14 protein-coding genes are annotated in these 17966 nt (G+C 39.5%); 7 read left to right on the forward strand and 7 right to left on the reverse strand.

Going from position 1 to position 17966, the window contains the following annotated elements; all coding sequences use genetic code 11:
• Positions 1-63 precede the first annotated feature (63 nt).
• Both J7E66_RS32345 and J7E66_RS20595 read left to right on the forward strand, forming a co-directional pair.
• Positions 64-195: a hypothetical protein gene (locus J7E66_RS32345; protein WP_285289238.1), complete on the forward strand. Its 132-nt coding sequence runs from the start codon at positions 64-66 to the stop codon at positions 193-195.
• Positions 196-361: 166 nt separating this feature from the next.
• A complete protein-coding gene (locus tag J7E66_RS20595; RefSeq protein ID WP_215003273.1) occupies positions 362-1255 on the forward strand; it encodes a cupredoxin domain-containing protein in 894 nt (297 codons plus the stop codon).
• A gap of 60 nt (positions 1256-1315) precedes the next feature.
• Here J7E66_RS20595 and J7E66_RS20600 read toward each other — a convergent pair whose 3' ends face one another.
• The 3 genes from J7E66_RS20600 to J7E66_RS20610 all read right to left on the reverse strand — a co-directional run bounded on the left by J7E66_RS20600 (position 1316) and on the right by J7E66_RS20610 (position 4352).
• Positions 1316-2578 carry a sensor histidine kinase gene (locus tag J7E66_RS20600; RefSeq protein WP_215003275.1) on the reverse strand — a complete coding sequence of 421 codons (1263 nt, stop codon included), beginning with the start codon at positions 2576-2578 and terminating at the stop codon, positions 1316-1318.
• A 9-nt stretch (positions 2579-2587) separates the two neighbouring features.
• Positions 2588-3259, reverse strand: coding sequence for a response regulator transcription factor (locus J7E66_RS20605; protein ID WP_215003277.1), 672 nt, complete (start codon positions 3257-3259; stop codon positions 2588-2590).
• Between the two features lie 127 nt (positions 3260-3386).
• Positions 3387-4352, reverse strand: a complete 966-nt coding sequence (locus J7E66_RS20610; RefSeq protein ID WP_215003279.1) for an efflux RND transporter periplasmic adaptor subunit — start codon at positions 4350-4352, stop codon at positions 3387-3389.
• A gap of 515 nt (positions 4353-4867) precedes the next feature.
• Here J7E66_RS20610 and J7E66_RS20615 point away from each other — a divergent pair.
• Entirely contained in the window at positions 4868-6352 is a 1485-nt protein-coding gene (locus J7E66_RS20615; RefSeq protein WP_215003281.1) for a TerD family protein, read from the forward strand.
• Between the two features lie 44 nt (positions 6353-6396).
• Here J7E66_RS20615 and selB read toward each other — a convergent pair whose 3' ends face one another.
• Positions 6397-8280: a selenocysteine-specific translation elongation factor gene (gene selB / locus J7E66_RS20620; RefSeq protein ID WP_215003283.1), complete on the reverse strand. Its 1884-nt coding sequence runs from the start codon at positions 8278-8280 to the stop codon at positions 6397-6399.
• 379 nt (positions 8281-8659) lie between these two features.
• Here selB and J7E66_RS20625 point away from each other — a divergent pair, with 379 nt between their 5' ends.
• The 4 genes from J7E66_RS20625 to J7E66_RS20640 all read left to right on the forward strand — a co-directional run bounded on the left by J7E66_RS20625 (position 8660) and on the right by J7E66_RS20640 (position 12846).
• Complete coding sequence (locus J7E66_RS20625) at positions 8660-9964, forward strand: Nramp family divalent metal transporter (protein ID WP_215003285.1); 1305 nt, start codon at positions 8660-8662, stop codon at positions 9962-9964.
• Positions 9965-10192: 228 nt separating this feature from the next.
• Positions 10193-10639, forward strand: coding sequence for a hypothetical protein (locus J7E66_RS20630; protein WP_215003287.1), 447 nt, complete (start codon positions 10193-10195; stop codon positions 10637-10639).
• A 199-nt stretch (positions 10640-10838) separates the two neighbouring features.
• Complete coding sequence (locus J7E66_RS20635) at positions 10839-12494, forward strand: FAD-binding dehydrogenase (RefSeq protein ID WP_215003288.1); 1656 nt, start codon at positions 10839-10841, stop codon at positions 12492-12494.
• Positions 12495-12528: 34 nt separating this feature from the next.
• On the forward strand, positions 12529-12846 hold the full coding sequence (locus tag J7E66_RS20640; protein WP_088086802.1) for a putative quinol monooxygenase: 318 nt from the start codon (positions 12529-12531) through the stop codon (positions 12844-12846).
• A gap of 105 nt (positions 12847-12951) precedes the next feature.
• Here J7E66_RS20640 and J7E66_RS20645 read toward each other — a convergent pair whose 3' ends face one another.
• The 3 genes from J7E66_RS20645 to J7E66_RS20655 all read right to left on the reverse strand — a co-directional run bounded on the left by J7E66_RS20645 (position 12952) and on the right by J7E66_RS20655 (position 17629).
• Positions 12952-16089: an AAA family ATPase gene (locus J7E66_RS20645; RefSeq protein ID WP_215003290.1), complete on the reverse strand. Its 3138-nt coding sequence runs from the start codon at positions 16087-16089 to the stop codon at positions 12952-12954.
• Entirely contained in the window at positions 16086-17231 is a 1146-nt protein-coding gene (locus J7E66_RS20650) for an exonuclease SbcCD subunit D (protein ID WP_215003292.1), read from the reverse strand. Before J7E66_RS20650 ends, J7E66_RS20645 begins: the two co-directional genes overlap by 4 nt.
• Positions 17232-17428: 197 nt before the next feature.
• The gene (locus J7E66_RS20655; RefSeq protein ID WP_007083969.1) at positions 17429-17629 is read right to left on the reverse strand and encodes a cold-shock protein; all 201 of its coding nucleotides are present in this window, start codon (positions 17627-17629) and stop codon (positions 17429-17431) included.
• Positions 17630-17966 lie beyond the last annotated feature (337 nt).

Genomic DNA, 17966 nt, shown 5'->3' on the forward strand with positions numbered 1-17966 from the left:
TACTTTAAACGTCTAAATAAATCAGTTAAAATGCTAGTAATTAGAAAAAATGGGGTGGCTTACTTGGAAAAAGAAAAGGATGATCTCCAACAAGAGGAAGAAGAAAAAGAATTTCTACTTGAATATTTCAAGATGCAGAATGAGGCCATGAAAAGAATTTTTAAAAATACCCTTGATAAAGAAAATAAAGAATAAAATCGATCTCCTACTATTCCATATCCTAATTTAACCTCATTAATATTCATAAAACGTTCATATTAATCACTAAAAATACAAATTTGAATGGGTTATTTCCATTTATAATACTCATATGTTGTAAATTATTTAATAAATAAATCATACACATCTGAGGAGACATAAAATGAATATTTTTGCGATTATTTCGGCAATTGTAGTTGCCATCGGTACCGGATATTCCATTTATTCTGTTTACCGTCATAAAAATAAGCTAGCCAATACATCTGGGATTATGATTAGTATGGTCATTGCTGTTATCACAGGCTTACTGACCGGCAGTATCATTGGCATCATTTCCGGTGAGATTTTTCTAGTAGTCGGAGTCAGTATGATTATTGGTTTCGTCGTAGGTTTCTTAGCTGGACACCCCGTTGGGATATTAGCCATCCTTATGGGATCAATTTCTGGTTTAATGGGCGGGATCATTGGAGCTATTCTCGGTGCCTTTCTTCAATTTATTAATCCTACTATTTTACTTGGAATCTTGTTAGGTTTTTATATTTTAATTATCGGATTCGTGATCATGTATATTTTCGTGGAATCGAATAATAAATTATCCCTTGATACACAAGAGCTCTCACCATTTGCGATTATCGCAGGAGGCGTTGTGATAGTATCATTATTTTTATTTATGTATAGCAGTGATATGGTCGAAATTCCGGGTCAAAGTCAAACAACACAAACAGGAACTCAACAAGCTGCATCTAGTCAGAAGGTTCCAAAAACGGAAGTTGATGTGACAAAGGAAAGCAAGCCAATTGTAAAGATGGAAGTAACCACACAGGGGTATACACCTAATGTTATTCGAGTTAAAAAGGGTATACCAGTAGAACTAGAAATTAAAAATCAATTGGATAGTAGTAATTGTATATCCACATTTATGATTCCTCATTTTAATATTAACAATGTCAACCTAAAAACTGGAACAACAAAACTAACCTTTACTCCGGATAAGTCCGGAGAATATACCTTTAGCTGCGGGATGCAAATGTTTAAAGGGACAATTATTGTTGAATAAGAATCTCCAAAAGCACACAACAACTTCGTCGTGTGCTTTGTGTTTAGAAAAAAAGCAAATTCAATATTTTTGGGTTTTTGGAAAAGTAATTTCAATTGTTGTCCCTTTACCAAGGGTGCTTTGCACCTTTGTTTTTCCATGATGTTTCTCAATAATCCACTTGGCAATCGAAAGGCCCAATCCTGTTCCCTCGGCAGCCGTTCTAGCTTTATCGCTTTGATAGAAGCGGTCAAAGATTTTAGGGATATCCATTTCAGGAATACCAATTCCGTTATCTTTTACTTTAAGGAAAATAGACGAATGAGTATGTCCGCAAGCTAGCAGGATCTCTCCTCCTTCCATTGTATATTTCATCGCATTGTCCAATAGTATGACGATTAGTTGATGAATTCTGGCTTTATCACCAAAAAAAGTAACAGGTTCAGCTGCTTCTATCCGAAATGATTTTTCTTGATACATAACAATTTCTTCGTATTGTTGATGGATTTCTTTTAAAAGTTCATTTAGATGGAACGTTTCCTTTTTCACTTCAATTTGGTTAGAGTCCGATCTCGCCAGTGTCAATAAGTTGGTGACTAATTTGGAAAGTCGCCTGGATTCATTTGAAATCGTTGATACATCAAGAATTTTATCCTGTATTGTTGCAGCGGGAGACCGAAATAGTAAATCCGTTTTTGCTTGTATGACGGCTAATGGGGTTCTTAACTCATGCGAAGCATCGGAAACAAATTCTGTCTGCTTTTGCCAAGCCTTTTTAATCGGTACAAGTGCCTTTCCTGCTAAAAAATAACCTGAAGCAACTGCACAAATGATTCCAACTCCCATACCAACCAGCATTATCAACAAGAGTCTTTCGAGTAATTTTTGTTCAGAGTTTACATTACGGATGAATTGGACAGTGATTTTTCCTAGTTGAGGATGATCCACTTCGAAGGCAATATACCTAAACGAAAAATCTTCTACATCAACATCCTTTAAGGTATTTAATGTTTTGGGGCGAATCAGCTTCTCATTATCTTGAAAAATCTCAGAATCACGGTTTTGTTCCAACAAGTGCTGATTATTTTCATCCCAGATTAGGGTCAATATCCGGGGATCTTTCCTGATAAATCTTGGAATAGGCCCCCCATCGTCCTCACGAATTTCACCTGGTCCCTCCGGCTGCTTTTGAAAATGTTCAATCGATTCATAGAGCGATTGGTTTACATCCCTATATAATTTATTCTCCGTGTAAAAATAAATTACGCTTCCGAGTGCGCTGATTAGTACAATAAAGACTAATGAATTTAAAAATGTCAGCTTTATGAGTGTTTGCCGAAACATGAGATGCCCCTATTCTTCGTTCAACATGTAGCCTACGCCACGAATGGTTTTAATATCGATATGATAGCCTGACGGTTCTAATTTTTTACGGAGGTGGTGCATGAATACCTCAACTATAGCGATTGTTGTATCAGAATCAAAGCCCCATACACGGTCATAGATTTGCTCTTTCGTTAGGATTGCGCCTTTATTCTGAATCAGATATTCTAATAACTCATATTGCTTTGCCGTGAGTTTCAACTGCTCACCATCGACGACAATATCTCTTTCCTTCCCTAACAATTCAATGCCGCGAAATTGAATGGTTTGATTGGTAGTTAAGCTGCCGCTTCTTCTTAACAAGGCACGGATTCTGGCTTTCAATTCTGCTGCTTGAAATGGTTTAACTAAATAATCATCTCCACCGCTATCTAAGCCTTTGACACGATCTTCGAGGGAATCTCTTGCAGTAAGGAATAAGACAGGAATCTTTAATCCTTCCTTTCGAATCGTTCGTAAAACTTCGAACCCATCAATCTCTGGAATCATGACATCTAGTACAATCACATCATGGATGTTTTGCATCGCTAAAAATAAGGCATCCTCACCATTGGATGCTTGATCCACTTCAAACTCATCTGATAAAAGCTGAACAATCGATTCCAATAAAGGAAGATTATCCTCCACAACTAATAAGCGCATTTTCGATCTCTCCTAAGTTGGTATCTAAAAATAATTATATAGCAAATAAAGCGATCGTAACATAGGACATGTCCGCTGTTTACCTTTCATTTAAAAGAGGTGTTTGGGAAGCTAAAATTACCTCCTGTTAGTTTCCACCTCTACCGCCAAATTGTCCTTGACCTCCAAAGTTCCGGTTCATTCCGCCCAGGTTTCCGATTCCACCAAAAACACTGCTTTGGGAATTACTACTTGAATTATTTGACGAGCTCGCTTTTGCTAATTGAGGTAATTTTACTGTTTCTCCTTCCGATACTCCTTTTGTTATTTCCACATAATCTTCATTTGCGATGCCTGTTTGAACTGTATTTTTCTCCGTTCCTGAGGTGTTACTATCTGTGCTCTTCGAATTGACTATGACATATTTCTTATTGTTTGATGTGTATACAGCATCAAGTGGAACATAAAGGGCATTAACTTTACTTTCTGTTAAGATTCTTGCTTCCGCACTCATCCCGACTTTAAGTTGATCTGGTTTATTAATAGAAATGGTAACATCAAAAGTAGAGACTCCGTTTGATGTTACTCCGTCTTCAGAAATTGCAGATACTTTACCAGTAAATACTTGATCAGGAAACGCATTAATGGTTAGGTCAACTGGCTGATTCTTTTTAATTTTGGATATATCAAGCTCATCAATTTGAACCACGGTTTGTAATTGCTTATAGTTTGTGACATGGGCAACAACTTGTCCATTTGTTACTGGCTCTCCTGCGGAAACTGCGATTGTCGTAATAACCCCAGTGGCGGGCGCTGTTATAGGGTCACTTCCATCTGAAAAAGTAATTAACTCATCTCTTTCGGTTACATTCTCCCCCACAGCTGCAAGTACTTCATCAACTTCATTATTATTAAACGTTGTTTTAATATCTTCACTCGTTACCGCTTGAACTGTCCCCGAACCACTAATGTTGACGTTTAACGTCCCTTTTTGAACAACTGCTGTTCTGATTTGCGCTGACACCGTTTGTGTACCTAACTTTAATGAATCCCATCGATTACCAACGAAACCAACAACGAGTACACAACCTACAATAATTATCCATTTTTTCATCTAAACTTGCTCCTTTTCCGTCCTGAATTCCCCCCAGGAAGCCAAATAATCTAATCTACACCCATTATTATGTTTATTTCTTAACTTTTCCTTAAAAGATAGTAAGTTTTGAGGAAAACAATAAATTGAACAAATAGAGTCAAGCTTTTTTGGGTATTAAGTATGCATAACGATTTGGATTCCATTTCAAAAGCGGATTATTCAAGAACTAGCCTTATACTCACTTGTTGTGCTCCCACTGTTTGTACCTGTTATGGTAAAAACATTCGGCGAGGCCAATTGGTGGCCATTTAGAAAAAATAATGATAGTGCAAATCATATAAACTAATTAATGCATGCTGATCAAATGGATTAGCGTGCTTTTTTATAGCTTTATTTTTGAAACTTTTTCACTCTTGTCACGTACATAAAGTGTGGTATAAACAATGAAGAAACTTATCTGTCATGAAATTTTTCCCTTTTTCAAAAATACATTTATAATGTACATATGAAAATAATCAAGAGGAGTGAAAAAAGTGGGTGTTACACTTAGCAAGGGGCAAAAAGTAGATTTAACAAAATCTCACCCTGGACTGCAAAACGTCGTTGTCGGCTTGGGTTGGAACATTAGTCAGCAAGGGTCCAATTTTGATTTAGATGCTTCTGCATTTTTATTAGGCCAAACTGGGAAAGTGAACAGTGACCAGGATTTTGTATTTTATAATAATCCGTCAGGTGGAAATGGCTCCATTATCTATAGCGGTGACAATCGAACTGGTGCAGGAGCCAGGGATGATGAGCAGATCAGGATTGATTTAAACAAGGTTCCTTCCCAAATTCATCGGATTGCTTTTACAATTACGATCCATGATGCGCAAGCGAAACGGCAAAATTTCGGACAAATTTCTGATTCTTATGTGCGTATATTTAATGAGCAAACAAATGAAGAATTATTGAGATTTAACCTTGGACGGGATTTCACGGTTGAAACAGCAATTGTGGCAGCGGAGCTCTACCGTCATAACGGTGAATGGAAGTTTAATGCAATTGCCAGTGGTTTTCAAGGGGGATTAGCTGCTTTATGTGGTAACTTTGGTATTACCGTTGACGACCCACCTGCAAGTGTGCAAACAACGCCGCCTTCTCAGCCAACAAGTTACCCATCAAGCACTAATTCGTATCAACAGAGTAATCCATATCAACCAAGCCAAACAAATCCTAATTTTTATCAACAAAGTAATTCATATCATCAAAACCAATCAAGATCAAATTCGTATCAGCAGCAGCCCATTCATCTTCAGCCAGAATCATCTTATCAGCAGCAGCCTGCCTATGGATATCCGACACAGTCCTATCCTGCTTCAACAAATTCTAACCAATCGTATGGTGGAGATGATATCATTTGTCCACGTTGCCATTCCTCAAATGTTCGGACAGGAAAGAAAGGGTTCGGTCTTGGTAAAGCAGCAATAGGCGGGTTAATCCTTGGTCCTGTTGGTTTACTAGGTGGTTTTATTGGAAAAAATCAACTAAAGTTCTCATGTAATAGCTGTGGCAACAACTGGTCCCCTTCGCAAACAGATTATGCGGAGTGGGCAAGCAATCAAAAGAAAAAAGCACAAGAACTATTTAATCGATATAAAAGCCAGGATGTACTCGAGGCAGTGGTCGCAGCCTGTGCATTAGTGGCGATGGCAGACGGATACTTGGATGCTTCTGAACGCCAGAAAATGACTGAATTCGTCCATCAAAGTGAAGAATTACGAGTGTTTGATACAAATAAGGTCCTCCAAAAATTCAATATGTTTGTTTCTAGAATAGAAAATGATCGGATGCTTGGTCGTGCCGAGGCATTTCGTGCCCTTGGAAAAATCAGAACCAAGCCAGAAATTGCTCGTCTTGTCGCTCGTTATTGCATCGCCATTGGCTATGCAGATGGAAATTTTGACAACAATGAAAAACAAATGGTTAGCGATATCTGTCGTGAACTCGGCCTAAACCCTACAGAGTTTCTATCTTAAAAAGAAAAAAGCCTCTTTCCCATCCAAGGATTGAGGCTTTTTGGCTATTTTTTCCAAAATCGCCTATTTTCCACTCGCTTTGTAAGTCCTAATGCATCTAATTTTTCTAAAAACGGAATCATGTATTTTCGTGACAGTTCAAGAACATCTTTTGCATCCCCGACCTCAAATTCAGAACCTGTATGGCTGCGCAGTTTCTCCACGGCTTGTTTAAATATTTCCCCATGATAGGCAAACTGTACATCCAACTGGATAAGAAGTTCTTCCTCTTCAAGAAAGCGTCGTAAATCAGCTTCAAGATTGTCAGGAATACCGGCATCAGCAAAATATTCCTTTAGGTTACGAACCTTTAATCCGTCCCTCTGCAATCCATTAATTAGATTTTCAGTCCGCTTCGCCCAGTTTTTTGGTACATGTGGTACAAAACTTGCCAACGAAACAAACTGTCCTTTTCTGTTAAAAATGTGATTTGTCATTCCATTTTCCACCACATAATCTAGCAGTGATTTAGGAAATCTTTTTTGCATCGTTTGCAATAGCTCTGCTTTATTGATCCCTATCTTCATCGAATGTAGTTGATGATAATCCTGCAATCTATCAAAGATATCTTCCTCTATCGAATCGATCAACTGCTGGAGTGTATATTCTTTTCCATCATATAAAACAAATTCTGCTTCCGATAAGTGCTCAATTAAGGTAGCTTCATCTAGGGAAGTTCGTTTGATCAACTCATGTAGGGGCAAACTTTTCGCTTCCATTAAAGCAGCAGTAATTCGCTCCTTCGGTGTGCCGACTTTTTTCTTTTCAAGATCATTGATGGTTTGATTGCCGAACCGGTATTTATCTCCGCGTGGGTCAATCACCCACCCCCCGCCAATCGTCTCTTGCGGGCTTGGCCTGCGTAGAATAAAGCGGTCACCTCGTTTTGTAAGAATTTCATCCTCAAGCCTCAGTTGGCAAAGGATTTCACCATTTTCTTCCTTGATTTCATTGCGGTCAAAAAAGACAATCCGCCCCATTACCTCAGCTGTTCCAAGATGAAGCTTAATTGGCATCCGCTGTTTAACCATATGCTCTAGGTCCTCAACCACACGAATAGCAACATCCAAAGTCTTCGTAACAAGGAAATGTTCAGACGATACAAGCACATCTCCCCGTTCTACCTCGTCCTTTGAAACACTTGAAAGGTTAATCGCCGTCCGTTGTCCAGCATAGGCCTTCTCGGCCGGATTATGATGTACTTGAATCTGCCGCGCTCTAACCTCAATACCTTTTGGCATAATCTTAAGTGTTTGTCCCTCTTCGATCGTTCCTTCATAAACAGTACCTCGAACCACAGTCCCCTGACCCTTAACCGTGAATACTTGATCAATCGGCAGACGGAAGGCCCCTTTTGCATCTCGCATTTCTTGTTCTTTTAACATTTTGATGATTAATTCTTTAATTTCTTCAATCCCTTTTTTGGCAAGACTGTCTACTAAAACAAACGGCGCAGCTTCAAAGACGGTCCCAGAAAGTTCCTCCAAAATATCATCTTTCACTAGCTCGATAAATTCTTCTTCAACCCGGTCTATTTTTGAAATAGCGATCAAACCATTTTTAACTCCTAAAAATTTCAAGATATCCAAGTGCTCCCTCGTTTGCGGCATAACACCTTCGTCTGCTGCAACGACAAGTACTACTAGATCTATCCCAGCTACACCAGCTATCATCTGCCTGATAAACCGTTCATGTCCTGGAACATCTATTACAGAAATTTGAATTTCATTATCTTCATATAAAGGCGCAAATCCGAGTTCAATTGAAATTTGACGTTCCTTTTCTTCTTTTAAACGATCTGTATCTACATTAGTTAACGCTTTCGTTAACGACGTTTTCCCATGATCTATATGGCCTGCCATACCAATCGTAAAATATCTTTTTTCCAATTTTGCCACCTACTTTATCGTTCTTCCATTCTACTCTAGCCTTTATAGCTCTATTGTTCAAGAGTAGATTTTGCGACATCTACTCTTATCTTTCAATCAAAAAATTTAAAGGAATTTAGGAGTTTCCTTGAAAAAAACTCTCTGAAATAAAAAAACCAGAAATTCATCTGATTTTGTTATTTCACCCGTTCATTTAATGCTAAGAACCGATAAAACACTATTAATAATGATTGAACCTAATTAAAACCTTTTTTAGCAAAAGCTACACAATTTACCCGAAATTTTGTATAATAAAAATATAGTTTTGCGCAGAGGCAACTTTTATTCATTAGGGAACAAATATTGTACTTATTAAAAATGAAAGAAAAGGTGATATCTTATGAGCCACTCAAATTTACTTGCAGTAGACAAGGCTCAAGCAGCGGAACACCGAACTGTTTCTGCCGCTAGAGATGCCATAAATGGGAAAGTAAAAGGTATACGGGCATTACTACCGTTTCTAGGACCGGCCTTCATTGCTTCCATTGCATATATAGATCCTGGTAATTTTGCAACTAACATCCAAAGCGGTGCCCGTTTTGGTTATAAAATGCTTTGGGTCATCGTATTAGCTAATCTAATGGCCATGCTTTTACAGAACATGTCTGCAAAACTTGGCATTGCCACAGGCAAAAGTCTTCCTGAATTGTGCCGAGAGAATATGCCCAAATGGCTTACCATTATTATGTGGATTGTTTCTGAGTTAGCAGCAATGGCGACCGACCTTGCCGAGTTTTTAGGCGCGACACTTGCATTAAATTTACTCGCGGGCATACCAATGCTGTTTGGAACGATCATAATTGGGGTCGTCACTTACCTTATTTTAATGTTAGAGAAATATGGATTTCGTCCGCTTGAAAAGTTTATTGCAGCATTTGCCGTGCTGATTGGTTTATGTTATTTAGTCGAAACTATCTTTTCCAAACCAAATCTCGCTCAAATAGCCTATCACAGTGTTGTGCCCTGGCTTGGCAATAGCGAGAGCCTGATGCTAGCAGTTGGTGTAATCGGTGCCACAGTTATGCCGCATGCCATTTATTTACATTCAAGCTTAACACAAGGACGAATCGTTCCTCGAAATGATAAAGAAAGAATCAAAATTCAAAAATTTAGCACGAAAGAAATATTTATTGCGATGACTTTAGCCGGCTTTATCAATTTATCAATGATGTACATGGCCGCGTCTGTTTTTAATACTACTGGAAACAGTCAGATTGCCGACATCCAATCAGCCTACCATACGCTAACACCGCTCCTCGGCTCTGCAGCAGCTAGTGTATTTTTGATTTCCTTACTCGCCTCAGGACTATCAAGTTCTGTAGTCGGTACAATGGCCGGCCAAGTTATCATGCAGGGATTTGTAGGCTTTACCATTCCAATTTGGGTCCGCCGTCTAGTAACTATGCTCCCAACAGTCATCATTGTTGCCATGGGGGTCGACCCGACGCGAACACTTGTTATCAGTCAAGTCGTTCTAAGCATTGTGTTACCATTTCCGATAATTGCTTTAATCTACTTTACGCAAAAAAAAGAGTTCATGGGCGTGTTAACGAATAAACGAATCACAACCATTGCTTCCGCTCTTTTTGCGATTATCATTATGGGATTAAATATTTGGCTGGTCGTACAGACGTTTTTGGGCTAATTTATGGATTAATAGTGACGTTAGATCCCATAGGTGTTAAACAATAAAATATATTGACGTGTGCATTTGCACACGTCGTTTTTTTCGTTTAAAAAGGGATCATTTTAATTACCAAGTTTTTCTCTTAAATTATAAATAAACAGGCTAATTTATTAGGACAACATCATTCCATGATACATATAGATGCAGTATAAATATAATTAATTATTTTAAGGGGGAAAATTTTTTATGAATAAAGACATCATGAAATGTTTTATAGGTAAAGTAATCAGAATTGATCGAGGTGGACCAGAATCCAGAATTGGGATGTTACTGGATGCAAGTGACAATCTTATCGTCCTTCTCACGGAAGAAGATGGGGTCGTTTACTTCAAAACATCTCATATTAAAAGTTTTACAGATAATATGAAGGAGCAGATGGAATTCAACATTAAAGTTCCAAAAGATTTCAAGTTTAAAAAAGCTGCTAATTTCCAAGACCTTCTTGACACATTGAAATTAAAATGGATACAAATTAATCGTGGCGGTCCTGAGAAGTTAGAGGGAGTACTCTGTGAGGTAAATAAAGATTTTGTTTTTTTGGTCAATAATGGGGAAATAGTGCGCCTTTCTATGTCCCACATTAAAAGTATTAGTTATGGAGTAAAAATTGAAAAGGCAAAATCCAAAAAATGAAAGATACGTCATTAATAATGATAAGAAGAGGATGAGCCAGATGAATCATTTTCTCATCCTCTTCTTTTGATTTTTCAATTCGTCAATGGATTCTACCTCCAAAATCCTATGTTAGCTATGTTATACTTAATTATATTGATTTTTCAGAAAATAAAACAACTCAATAGATAAGTACCTTTAATTAACCGGGGGGATTCATTTGAAATTTGACGTGATCGTGGTTGGTGCAGGTTTAGCTGGTTTAGTGGCTACGGCTGAACTGGCTGAAGCTGGAACAAAAGTGCTGCTATTAGACCAAGAACCCGAAGTGTCTATCGGTGGACAGGCTTGGTGGTCATTTGGAGGTTTGTTTCTCATCGATTCTCCCGAACAGAGAAGAATAGGTATACGGGATTCGCGGGAGCTTGCTTGGCAGGACTGGTTAGGAGCGGCAGGGTTTGATAGAGAGGATGATGAGGATTATTGGGGTAAAAAGTGGGCAGAAGCCTATGTTGATTTCGCCGCAGGTGAAAAACGTGAATGGCTATCAGGGATGGGCGTTCGTTTTTTCCCTGTTGTCGGCTGGGCAGAGCGTGGCGGATATACTGCTGAAGGCCATGGAAATTCAGTGCCCCGCTTTCATATTGTATGGGGAACCGGTCCCGGCCTGGTTAAGCCATTTGAGGCTAGAGTCAGACAGGCAATGGCGAAAGGTCTTGTCGATTATCGCCCTCGCCATCGTGTGAATGAATTAATAAAGGAAAATGGTGCCGTAAGAGGTGTCGGGGGAGACATACTTGTACCAAGTTCCGCATCACGCGGTGAAGCAAGTTCCCGTGAGGTGATTGGAGATTTTGAGTTTCATTCATCCATAGTAGTGGTGACAAGCGGCGGTATTGGTGGAAACCATGAGCTTATTAGGAAAAATTGGCCTGAGCGGCTCGGCGATGCGCCTAAAAATATGATTTCCGGAGTACCGGAACATGTGGACGGTAGAATGCTTGGAATAACGGAGAAAGTCGGCGGACGTATCGTCAATCGCGACCGGATGTGGCACTACACCGAAGGTATTAAGAACTGGGACCCCGTTTGGCCGATGCATGGTATCCGTATCCTCCCTGGTCCATCCTCACTTTGGCTCGATGCAAAAGGTAAGCGTTTTCCTGCGCCAAACTTTCCCGGATTTGATACCTTGGGAACCCTTGAAGCAATTATGAAGTCCGGCTACGACTACTCATGGTTCATTTTAACTCAGAAGATTATAGAAAAAGAGTTTGCCTTATCAGGGTCTGAACAAAATCCTGATTTGACAGGAAAAAGTATAAAAAAAGTATTAGCCCGTATTCTTCCCGGGCCCACTGCACCAGTAAAAGCCTTCATGGATAAGGGCGAGGATTTTGTTATTGCGAATACCCTTACAGAACTTGTTGATGGAATGAATCAACTTACAGGTGAAAACTTACTAAATTTTACCGAAATTGAAAGGCAGGTTCTAGCTCGAGACCGGGAGATAGAAAATAAATTTACAAAGGATCTGCAAATTACCGCTATGCGGGGAGCCCGATATTATCTTGGTGACAAACTGATAAGAGTCGCATCCCCACATAGGATTCTCGATCCAAAGATGGGCCCATTAATCGCGGTTCGTTTAAATATTGTCAGTCGAAAAACGCTGGGCGGACTACAGACTGATTTATCAGGCAGAGTCCTCGATGCATCAGGAATTCCTGTTCCAGGACTATACGCAGCTGGAGAGGTTTCAGGGTTTGGCGGAGGTGGAATTCACGGCTATCGCTCGTTGGAAGGAACATTCGTCGGCGGCTGTTTATTTACAGGAAGACAGGCTGGACGTGCAATTGCTAAAGAATTATCATAATTAAGATGAGAATTTTATTAAAGGAGGTGAAAATATGTCATCATTAGTTTTTATGGCACTTTATCGTCCAAAACCAGGAAATGCAGAGGAATTGAAAGAAGTTCTTAAAGTACATATCCCAACATTAAGAGAAGAAAATTTAATTACTAACAGGGATTTACTAACTCTTCAAGCAGAGGATGGGACGATTATCGAGATCGCTGAATGGGTGTCAACGGAGGCAATTGAAAAAGCACACCAATCGGCTGCTGTCATGGCCGTTTGGGATAAAATTGGTTCCTTAGCAGAATTAACTAGCCTTTCAACACTTGCTGAAGCTCAAGAACGGTTTCCTAATTTTAAGCCTTTATGAGTAATGGATATTTTTAAAGTTCTTAGAAAAACACAAAAAGCAGTGTGATTTCAAGCCATTAAAATCACACTGCTTTCAGCTTGGCCATGGAAGGCTACCAATGCATTAATTGGTAAACATAAATTCCGTCCTGCTGCCCGTCTGGTCTGCCATGACCTCTAGTCTGACATCAATTCGTTCTTTTAGTTCTGGAACGTGCGAGATAATTCCAACCAAGCGGCCGCTGCTCTGAATATCCATTAATGCTTCAATTGCCTGATCCAGGGACTCAGGATCCAGCGTACCAAAGCCTTCATCGATGAACATCGTTTCTAGCGATACCCCGCCGGCATAATTTTGAACTACATCTGCCAGACCTAGTGCCAAAGATAAAGAAGCTTTAAAGCTTTCCCCACCCGATAATGTTTTGACATGCCGTTCCTGGCCCGTATACTGGTCAAACACGAGCAATTCCAAACCGCTTTGCGTATTACCTTTGGATCGATCGGTTTTTCTCAGCAATTGAAAACGGCCAGACGTCATTTTTCGTAAGCGACCGTTGGCTTCTCTTAAAATATCATCAAGAAAAGCCGCCAGCACATACCGTTCAAAGGTAATTCGGAAGTTATTTTGACCCTTAGCAATTTCATAAAGATGGCCAATTAACTTGTACCGTTCTTCCAGAACTTTCATCTGTTCATTCAAGCTTTCTACCCGGCTGTAAATTTCTTCGTTGTCCCGTTTTTTTACAAATAAATTTGTGCTTTGATGATTAAGTGCCTCGATTTCGCCAGTAATTTTCACTAACTCTTGCTTTAATCCCTCAACATCAGGTGTTTTCACGTCGATTAACAGTTCAGTAAGTTCTTTCAAACGGTCAGAAACCGAGCGTACTTCTTCACGGTAGCTGCGGATTTCTGCTTCAAGGCTGCGAATCTCTCCTTCTGTCCGTTTGGAAGCAGCATACATACCGTATTTTTCAAAGCCCTGCTCTGAAAGTTTGTTAATAAAGATTTCCCTTTCCGTTTCGAGCTCTTTGTGTTTACTTGCATGGTGTTTCTCTGCATCTAGTAATCTTGCCGTTTCATTGGAAAGTTTTTCTTTTACTGCCTGGAAGCGCTGCTGTGCTTCTTCGAGCTGTTTAATTAGTATTTCTTGGCGGCTCCGGGAGACAGATACAGCCTTTTCGTATTCCGCTTCCGAGCGAAGATTTTCGGGAATGACTTTCATCATCCGTGAAAGATTGGTCTTCTTTTCAGTGAATTGCACCGTTAACTCATTCATTTGAGCGGAAACCTGATGGATGGTGTTTTGTACCTTAATTTTTTCAATTTCTCTTTTTTCTATTTCCAACCTAACCTTATCAAGCTGTTTAATCTGTTCAGCAAGATTTCCTTGAATCTGAACAAGCTGGTTCCTTGCGGTGTCAGCCTCAATTTTTGCATGAGGTAAATCAGATTCTGTAAAATCTGGCCGATACGTACGTAATTCTTGCAATATTTCAGTTACAGCTGCACTTTGTGCTGCTTCAGCTGACTGACTTTGGTAAAAAGCAGCTTCATCTGCTGACTTTTCTTTTTCCCATTTGGCAGATTGAGCCTTAGCTGCCTTCATTTCCTCTTCAGTAGGAATACTGTCATCGTGTTGGATGGCAGGTGATGGATGATGCTCTGAACCGCAAACAGGACAGCCTTGACCTGATTGAAGCCCTGCTGCTAATATCGCTGCCTGCCCGTGCATCCATTTTCCCTCTAAATTTTCAACCATTGCTCTGGCATCAGCAAATCTAGCCGTCGTATTTTCATAACGGGCGGTGATCGCCTTTAGATTTTGTTCAGCCTCTTGATGTTTTCCGAGCAGAGTGTCATATTTTTCATAACGGTCAAGTTCAGCCTTTATTTTTTCAATTCTTCCCTCATTTTCTAAATAAGTCAGCTTTCCTTTTTCGATTTCTTCTTTCTGCCGATTAAGGAATCCTATTTGTCCTACTAGTTGTTCAAGTAGTTGTTCGGACTGCATATGCTTTTCTTTCGCAGTTTTTAGTTCAGTATCCTTGTTTTGCGTCACTTTAAGCAATGCGGCAAACGAATAGACATCCTCTTTCATATTTACTAATCGATTCAGCTCATCAAGGGCCGTCTGGCGCTCACCCTCTCGTCCAAGCTCCCGTTGCAGCTGTTGCTCATGCTGTTTTAAAAGTCCATCCAATTTTTCCATTTCCATCTGAATCGACTTCAAATTTCCCTCAAGTTGATCAACTTCGCGTTTTAAACGGTGGCACAGCTCCTCCTGCTTTGCTAAAAGGGCAGCCTTTTGTGCAAGTTGAACCTGCTTTTCTTTTTCAATAAATACTTCTTCTTGAGAAACTAGGCTGTCCTTTTGCCCCTTTAATTCCTCTTTCATTTGCAGTTGTTTTAAGATCGCTTCTGCTTCAAAAAGCTGCCCCTTAAGTTTGTCCTGTTCCTGTACCTTTCCTTTTAATTGGTGGTTCAGTTGTTCCAACGCTACACCCATGCCGGAAATTTCTGCTTGTAAAAGTGGCATAATGATCGTGTCATTTACAGAATCCGCATCCAGATACCCACGAAGCTCTTCATTTGTTACCGAATGAATGCGTCGAATTGCTTCATTTCTTGATTGTATCTGGTCTTCAACAGTCCTTTTTAACTCCGTTGCTTCTTCCTTTAACTTATCTTCTACCATTTTATATAACTGGGTATGGAACAGGCGCTGCAGGATCACTTCTTTATCCTTACTATCTGAGGTAAGGAGTTTACGGAATTCGCCCTGCGGAATCATTAATATTTGCCGGAATTGATTCGCATCAATAAGCATAATTTCCTTAATCTTTTCCTCAACATCATTGATTTTAGAAGCCAGCAGCTTCTTCTCGCCATTTTCTGTCCACATATATAACTCAGCTTTGGCACCTATTTGTGTATAGCCATCACCTTTTTCTTTCTTCTTCAACTGCTGAGGTGACCTTGTAATCGAATACGCTTTGTTACGAAGTGAAAAATCAAGTGAAACTTCGGTTAATACCTCATCCTTCGCAAACTGGCTGCGAAGTTCGGGACCATTACGGTCTTCTCCACTCGCTTTTCCATAAATCGCATAACTAATTGCATCAAAAATGGTTGTTTTCCCGGAACCGGTTTTACCAGAAATGACAAACATCGTACGATTGCCCAGAGCGGTAAAGTCGATTACTTCATTTCCTGCATAAGGGCCGAAAGCTTGCATCGTCAGTTTTAAAGGTTTCATTTCAATCCCTCTTCCCTAAGCACTTTTTCAATTACATCAGTCATTGCCTCTTTTTTATCCAGCGAAAATTCAGAGGTTGTCATCTCTGAGTAAAATTGTTCAAACAACTCAAGTTCCGACTTTTTTTCACTTCGAATAGAAGTGAAAGATTGTTTCTTCTTTAAATCGGTAATATCCAGTTTTCTTTCAAGATGGAGGACGTTCGGATACACTTGACGTAACTTATTAATCGGATCGATTAAAGCACCTTCATCAAGGAGAGTGATTTTCAAATAATCATGGACGGTTTCTTTTTCATAAAAATAAGGATCAAGTAATTCTTCAAGATGTCCTTCTATTTCACGCATATCATGTTTAGGTTTAAGCGATCGATAACGTTGTGTAAAGTTACCTTTTTCATCCATTTCAATAATGGAGATCGACTTTCTTTGTTTTGCTTCCGAGAAGGAATATTTTAAGAGGGAACCAGAATATTTCACTTTGTGATGGTTAATTGCCTCTGGACTGTGTAAGTGACCCAGTGCGGTATAGGAAAACGGTTCGAACAATTCGGCTCCAACACAACCTGAGCCGCCTACGGATAAGACTCGTTCAGAATCCGAGGTTTGTCCACCTAAAACAAAGGCATGTCCAACCAATACATTGGGCTCGTTTGGGTTAAGGTGTTCCTCCATTTTTCCAATCAGTGCTTTCATCGCTTCTTGATGGGTATGGATCGAATTATCTTGGAGTAGTTGACGGACCATCCCTGGCTCTGCATAAGGAACAAGATAGAAGTTTACTCCGTTTATTTGCACAGGAGTGAAGCTTGTTGATAATTTTCCAGAAAGATAAAATTGGCTGTGCTTATACCATGAACTGCCAAAGGAAAGTCTCTCTGCACTATCGTGGTTCCCTGCAATGGCGACAACCGGTGTTTTCAATTCGACATTTATTTTAAAAAGCATTTCATCAAGTAATTCCACGGCATCGGTTGGCGGTACCGAGCGATCATATAAGTCTCCTGCGATGACAACGGCATCAGGCTTTTCTTCAGCAACAATGGCCACAAATTGCTCTAGTACTTCGCGTTGATTCTCTGTCATATAGACCCCATGGACTAATTTTCCTAAATGCCAATCAGCTGTATGGATAAATTTCATCTGCTCACCCCAATTTTTTAATCTGCATCTTTTCCAATACTACTATTATAACAAAATACTTTCAGATATGAGCTTGGAAATGCTAGCAGATTACTGGAACAATGGGTATTTTATACTAGAGGTTATTTGAAGGGAATCTATAAAAATGCAAAAAACAGCCCGGAACCTAGTCCGGGCTGTTATAATAGATTACAATATTATTTTTTAGTTACGTTAGCAGCTTGTGGTCCACGAGCTCCTTCAACTACTTCGAAAGATACTTCTTGACCTTCTTCTAAAGTTTTGAAACCTTCTGTTTGGATTGCAGAATAATGAACGAATACGTCGTTACCGTCTTCAGCTTCGATGAATCCAAAACCTTTTTCTGAGTTAAACCATTTTACTTTACCGTTTTTCATGAAAAAAAATCCTCCTATTGGCTTATACACTTAAGCCATGTGTAAATTCACCAAATTACAACGTGATAGCTTTACCTTCATTTCCTCATCCAAACATCGGTTAAAACTTTGAATAAGCTTGTAATATAAATCTAATCTCGTGCAACGGCTGATTAAATTTTAGCATTCTAATAGCCTAAATGTCAATAAAGGACAGAGCAAGATAAACCTACATACTTCTACATTTCCCCCTTATTTTCTTCGGGAATTTCGAGTCAAATCGACACCTCTTCAATAGGGACCATTCCATTCAAATGGAAAGATTATTAAACTCAAACTTTGCAACAATTAATTCCTT

The organism is Bacillus sp. ISL-7, from assembly GCF_018613065.1.